This window comes from Synechococcus sp. BA-120 BA3 (assembly GCF_034931285.1).
Classification (GTDB): domain Bacteria; phylum Cyanobacteriota; class Cyanobacteriia; order PCC-6307; family Cyanobiaceae; genus Cyanobium.
Genome location: NZ_JAYGHZ010000361.1, coordinates 1 through 5124, shown reverse-complemented (window position 1 = coordinate 5124; position 5124 = coordinate 1). Strand labels below are relative to the sequence as shown.

Genomic DNA, 5124 nt, shown 5'->3' with positions numbered 1-5124 from the left:
ATCTGGCAGCGCCCACCGGCAAGGCGGCGGGCCGGCTGCGGGCCGCCACCGGGGGCACCCTTCCCTGCACGACCCTGCACCGGCTGCTGGAGAGCCGCGGCGACCGTTTCGGCCGCCACCGCGGCCGCCCCCTCGACCTCGACCTGCTGGTGGTGGATGAGGTCTCGATGGTGGATCTGGGCCTGATGGGCGCCCTGCTGGAGGCCCTGCCCGGCACCTGTCGGCTGGTGCTGGTGGGCGACCCGGCCCAGCTGCCCCCGATCGCCCCCGGGGCGGTCCTGCAGGAACTGCAGCGGCCCGAACACCGCCGCCGGCTGGGGGGCGCCGCCATCACCCTGACCACCACCTACCGCAACGCCGGGGCCATCGCCGCCGTGGCTGCCGCCCTCCGCCAGGGGCTGGAATCCGCTCCAGACCCGCAGGATCCCGATCCGATCGCCGCCATCCGCCCCCTGCTGCAGGCCCTGGAGAGCACCGATAATCTCCAGTGGCGCCCCTGCTCCCCCCGGACCCTGCCGGCGGAGCTGCTGGAGCGGCTGCGCCGCCACCAGGACTTGCTGGCCCGGCTGGCGGAGCGCTGCCGGCCGGGCTCCGACCGGGGATGCAAGGCGCTGCTGGCCGAGCGGGACCGCCTGCTGGTGATGGCCCCCCAGCGCCAGGGACGCTGGGGCCTGGAGGCGATCCATCGGACCCTGCTGGGGGGGCGTCAGGACGGCGATCTGCAGGATCTCCCCCCGGGCACCCCCATCCTCTGCCGGCGCAACCTGCCGGAACTGGACCTGGCCAACGGGGATGTGGGCGTGCTCGTGGGCGGTCCCGGGCCCTCGGCCCGCCTGCTGTTCGGGGAGGGGGAGGGGGAGCTGCTCTGGATCCACCCCGGCCAGCTGGCCGGCGCCGCCGAACCGGCTCTGGCCCTGACAGTGCACAAGGCCCAGGGCAGCGAGGCCGAGGAGGTGATCGTGCTGCTGCCCGGCGGTGCCGCCCGCGACGGGCGGCTGCTCTACACCGCCCTGACCCGGGCGCGGCAGGGGGCCCTGCTGCTCAGCCCCAGTGAGGACGGGTCCGCGGCCGGGGAGGGGCCGTAAGGCTTCTTCATTGATCGCCACAGCTGGCAATGTGCCTACGAAAAGTGAACCGCCCGGGGGGTGCCCCTAGCCCCGTTCCATACTTCGTCCATCGGCACGGTTCCGCCGGGCCGAACTCACCGGAGCCCCTGCTCCAATAGTCTCCACCGCTGGGATCTCTCCCATTTCGGGAGCCCCTCGATTCCTCCAGTTCCCCCTTGAGGAATACCCTCCTGCATCGTCAAGAAGGAGCGAACCGGCCCCACCGGCTCCATCCTTTCAGGTGCCCCGAGGTCGACAGGGACAGCCCCATGGATTCCCTGGCCCCAGGTGGTTCCGGTCAGTCTTTCCCCAACCCCCTCGCCCCCGGCCGCCGCCATCGTTTCGGACACGCTGACCGTGCCGCAGACCATGCTTCTGCCTGCGTTTCCGGGAGAGCGATGCGATGGCTGAGCGGACCCAGCGACCCTGGGGATGGTTCGAGACCCTCGCCACGGGCCCGGGCTACCTCGTCAAGCGGCTGCGGATCACGGCGGAGCAGCGCATCAGCCTGCAGCGCCACCGCCAGCGCAGCGAACACTGGGTGGTGGTGGCGGGCGAGGGAGTGATGGAAGCCGACGGCGGCTGCATCACCGCCTGCCCCGGCGCCACCCTGTTCGTCCCCCGGGGCGGCCTGCACCGGGCGTCAGCTGGAGCCACCGATCTGGAGATCATCGAGGTCCAGCTGGGCGAGGTGTTGCGGGAGGAGGACATCGAGCGTTTCGACGACGATTACGGCCGGGTGGTAAAGTCTCATTTCAACCTTTGAGCAAGGGCAAGGCAGCCCGGGTGCAAGGCACCCATCTCCAACGGTCCGCTGCCGGCCTGCGTTGAAAAGGATTCACCAGGCTCCCGCATCCCGTGACCCAGATCATTGACGGCAGCACCCTCGCCGGTGCTGCCGATTCCCAGGTGGCCCTTGCGCTGCCCTGCGAGGCCGTGACGGTCTCGTCCCCCGTTTCCCTGGAGAGCGCCACCGCGCTCGATCTTCCCGAAGCGCCGGACTCCGCCACTTCCCAGGTCGTCATCCCTTCCGATGACGCCAGTACCGAAGCACCCGCCACTGAATCCACAGCTACTCAAACGGCAGCCAACGACACGCCAGCCACTGAACCGACTGCCACCGAAACGGCAGCTCCTGTCAGCGCCTTCGCCGCCTTCGGCCTGCGCCGGGAGCTGCTGGATGGCCTGGCGGCCATCGGCTTCGAGGAGCCCTCGCCGATCCAGAAGGCCGCCATCCCCGAGCTGATGCTCGGCCGCGACCTGGTGGGCCAGGCCCAGACCGGCACCGGTAAGACGGCCGCCTTCGGCCTGCCCCTGCTGGAGCGCCTCGATCCCGGCCAGCGCACCCCCCAGGTGCTCGTGCTCACCCCCACCCGCGAGCTGGCGATGCAGGTGGCGGAGGCCTTCAACAGCTACGCCGCCTGCATGAAGGGCGTCAAGGTGCTGCCCGTCTACGGCGGCGCCGACTTCCGCGACCAGATCCAGCAACTGCGCCGGGGCGTTCAGATCGTCGTGGGCACCCCCGGGCGGGTGATGGACCACATGCGCCAGGGCACCCTCGACCTCTCCGGGCTCCGCAGCCTGGTGCTGGACGAGGCCGACGAGATGCTGCGCATGGGCTTCATCGACGACGTCAAGTGGGTGCTGGAGCAGCTTCCCGCTGAGCGGCAGGTGGTGCTGTTCTCCGCCACCATGCCCCCGGAAATCCGGCGGATCTCCCAGAACCACCTGAAGAACCCGGCCGAGGTCACCATCCGCCAGAAGGCCGCCGACGGCCGCCGCATCCGCCAGCGGCACCTGGTGGTCAATGGTCCCCAGAAGCTCGAGGCCCTCGAACGGGTGCTGGAGGCCGAAGGCAGCGAAGGGGTGATCATCTTCGCCCGCACCAAGGCCATCACCCTGACGGTGGCCGAGTCCCTTGAGCAGCACGGCTACGACGTGGCGGTGCTCAACGGCGACGTTCCCCAGACCCAGCGGGAACGAACGATCGAGCGTCTCCGCGACGGCCGCGTCAACGTGCTGGTGGCCACGGATGTGGCCGCCCGGGGCCTCGACGTCGACCGCATCGGCCTGGTCATCAACTACGACATCCCCTTCGACGGGGAGGCCTACGTGCACCGCATCGGCCGCACCGGCCGCGCCGGGCGCAGCGGTGAGGCGATCCTGTTCCTCACGCCCCGGGAGCGACGCTTCCTCGGGGGTCTGGAGCGGGCGGTGAACCAGCCCATCGAACCGATGGAGGTGCCCGGCAACGCCAGCATCAACCAGCACCGCCTTGACCGGCTGCGCCAGAAACTCACCACCGCCCTCCAGCAGCCCGCCTGCAACCCCGAGGAGCGGGCGCTGCTGGGCGAGATCCTGCAGCGGGTGGCCCAGGAACAGGCCTGCACCCCCGAGCAGCTGGCCCTGGCCGCCCTGGAGCTCGGACTGGGGGGCAAACCCCTGCTGCTGCAGGGCGAGGAGCGCTGGGGCCAGGGCCGTGCCGGCGCCCCCACCCGGGAGCGCGACCGTGACCGCGGCGAGCGCGACCGGGGCGGGGATCGCCGCCCCTTCAACGACCGTCACCAGGAACGCGGCGAAGACGCTCCCGAGGACAACATGGAACGGTTCCGCATCGAGGTGGGCTGGCGGGATCGGGTCAAGCCGGGCAACATTGTCGGCGCCATCGCCAATGAGTCCGGCCTGGCCGGGCGATCGATCGGGAAGATCCGCATCTTCGACGCCCACAGCACCGTCGACCTGCCCAAGGGGATGCCTGACGACGTCTTCGCGGACCTGCGTCGCCTGCGGGTGATGAACAAGGAACTTCAGATCTCCCGACTGGGCTCCTGAATCCCCTCACGGGCACTCCTCACACCAGTCCCCCATGCCTTCCCAGCAGCGACTCCCTTGGCCTTCGCTCCGTTCCAGGCTTGTGCCTGGCCAGGCCGGGCTGATCCTCGGCCTGGTGGTTCTGGCGGCCTTCGGGTCGCTGGAACACCCGGCTGAAGCCGCCTCCGGCCCCATCCTCGAGGTGGTGCGCTCGATCTGCCTGTCCGCCTTCGAGACGGAGCTGGCCCAGTCCGGCAAGAAGGCCCCCGACGGGATGGCCAGCTATGCCTGCAACTGTGTGGCTGATCGCATCTCCAGCGGCAGCAGCATCGCCACGGCTCGCAGCAGTTGCCGGGACGCCACCTCGAAGCGCTATCCGATCTGAAGACCGATCAGGTGGCTGGACAGGCCCTCAGGCGCAGAGGCGGGTGACCTGCTCATAGGCCGACACCTGGAGCTCGCTCACCGAAAGCTGCTCCACGGCGGCGATCAGGGTCATCTGGACGTCGTGACTTTCGCTGGCCACCAGGACCTGCAGCAGGTCGAACAGATCCTGGGAACCGAGCTCTCCGTCCTCACGCCAGGTGAGGCTCCAGGGCACAGGGGCGGCTTTCATGGGATCAACTGGATCAGGGTTTGCTGACAATGGAGCGGCACGGTTGGGGGTGGGGCAAATTTTTCGTTTTCCTTCGCATCTGCTTCAAACTTCGCCATGGAGCCCCGGGGCTCGGTTGTAGGCTTCCGGTAATTCCATGCCGCTCTGGCTCCCTTCGGCACGCATCGACGGCTCAGGCCCAACAGAACCGGACCCGATCCCGGGGCCGTTCTGAGCTCCATGCCGACCGCCTGCTTTCCCTGGGATTCCCGACACCGGAGGAATCCGTTCCAGCTTTTTCTTTGAATGACCATCTACGTCGGCAACCTCTCGTTCCAGGCCGAACGCGAGGACCTTCTCGATCTCTTCGGCCAGTACGGCGAGGTCCGTCAGTGCAGCCTGCCCCTCGACCGTGAGACCGGCCGCAAGCGCGGCTTCGCCTTCATCGAACTCGCCGACGACGCGTCCGAGCAGAAGGCCATTGACGACCTCCAGGACGTCGAATGGATGGGCCGCATGATCCGGGTCAACAAGGCCACGCCCCGTGAAGGTGGCGGCGGCGGTGGTAGTCGCGCCGGCGGCGGCGGCTATGGCGGTGGCGGCGGTCGGCCC

General features: G+C 69.4%; 6 protein-coding genes. 5 read left to right on the top strand and 1 reads right to left on the bottom strand.

Annotated elements, in window-relative coordinates; translation table 11 throughout:
* The 4 genes from VB737_RS14825 to VB737_RS14810 all read left to right on the top strand — a co-directional run.
* The coding region (locus VB737_RS14825) for an ATP-dependent DNA helicase (RefSeq protein ID WP_500314093.1) at positions 1-1085 on the top strand (1085 nt) is incomplete at its 5' end.
* 424 nt (positions 1086-1509) lie between these two features.
* Positions 1510-1872, top strand: coding sequence for a phosphomannose isomerase type II C-terminal cupin domain (locus VB737_RS14820; protein WP_500314091.1), 363 nt, complete (start codon positions 1510-1512; stop codon positions 1870-1872).
* Positions 1873-1964: 92 nt separating this feature from the next.
* Positions 1965-3938 carry a DEAD/DEAH box helicase gene (locus tag VB737_RS14815; RefSeq protein ID WP_500314089.1) on the top strand — a complete coding sequence of 658 codons (1974 nt, stop codon included), beginning with the start codon at positions 1965-1967 and terminating at the stop codon, positions 3936-3938.
* Between the two features lie 82 nt (positions 3939-4020).
* A complete protein-coding gene (locus tag VB737_RS14810; protein ID WP_500314088.1) occupies positions 4021-4302 on the top strand; it encodes a hypothetical protein in 282 nt (93 codons plus the stop codon).
* Positions 4303-4329: 27 nt separating this feature from the next.
* Here VB737_RS14810 and VB737_RS14805 read toward each other — a convergent pair whose 3' ends face one another.
* A complete protein-coding gene (locus VB737_RS14805) occupies positions 4330-4533 on the bottom strand; it encodes a DUF8633 family putative protein (protein ID WP_500314086.1) in 204 nt (67 codons plus the stop codon).
* A gap of 285 nt (positions 4534-4818) precedes the next feature.
* On the opposite strand from VB737_RS14805, the gene rbp reads away from it, so the two are divergent.
* The coding region (rbp, locus tag VB737_RS14800) for an RNA-binding regulator (RefSeq protein ID WP_500314084.1) at positions 4819-5124 on the top strand (306 nt) is incomplete at its 3' end.

What these genes read in the sequence shown, in the direction of transcription:
- VB737_RS14820 (WP_500314091.1), top strand. Translation starts at nt 1,510, where the DNA reads ATGGCTGAGCGGACCCAGCGACCCTGGGGATGGTTCGAGACCCTCGCC.
- VB737_RS14805 (WP_500314086.1), bottom strand. Translation starts at nt 4,533, where the DNA reads ATGAAAGCCGCCCCTGTGCCCTGGAGCCTCACCTGGCGTGAGGACGGA.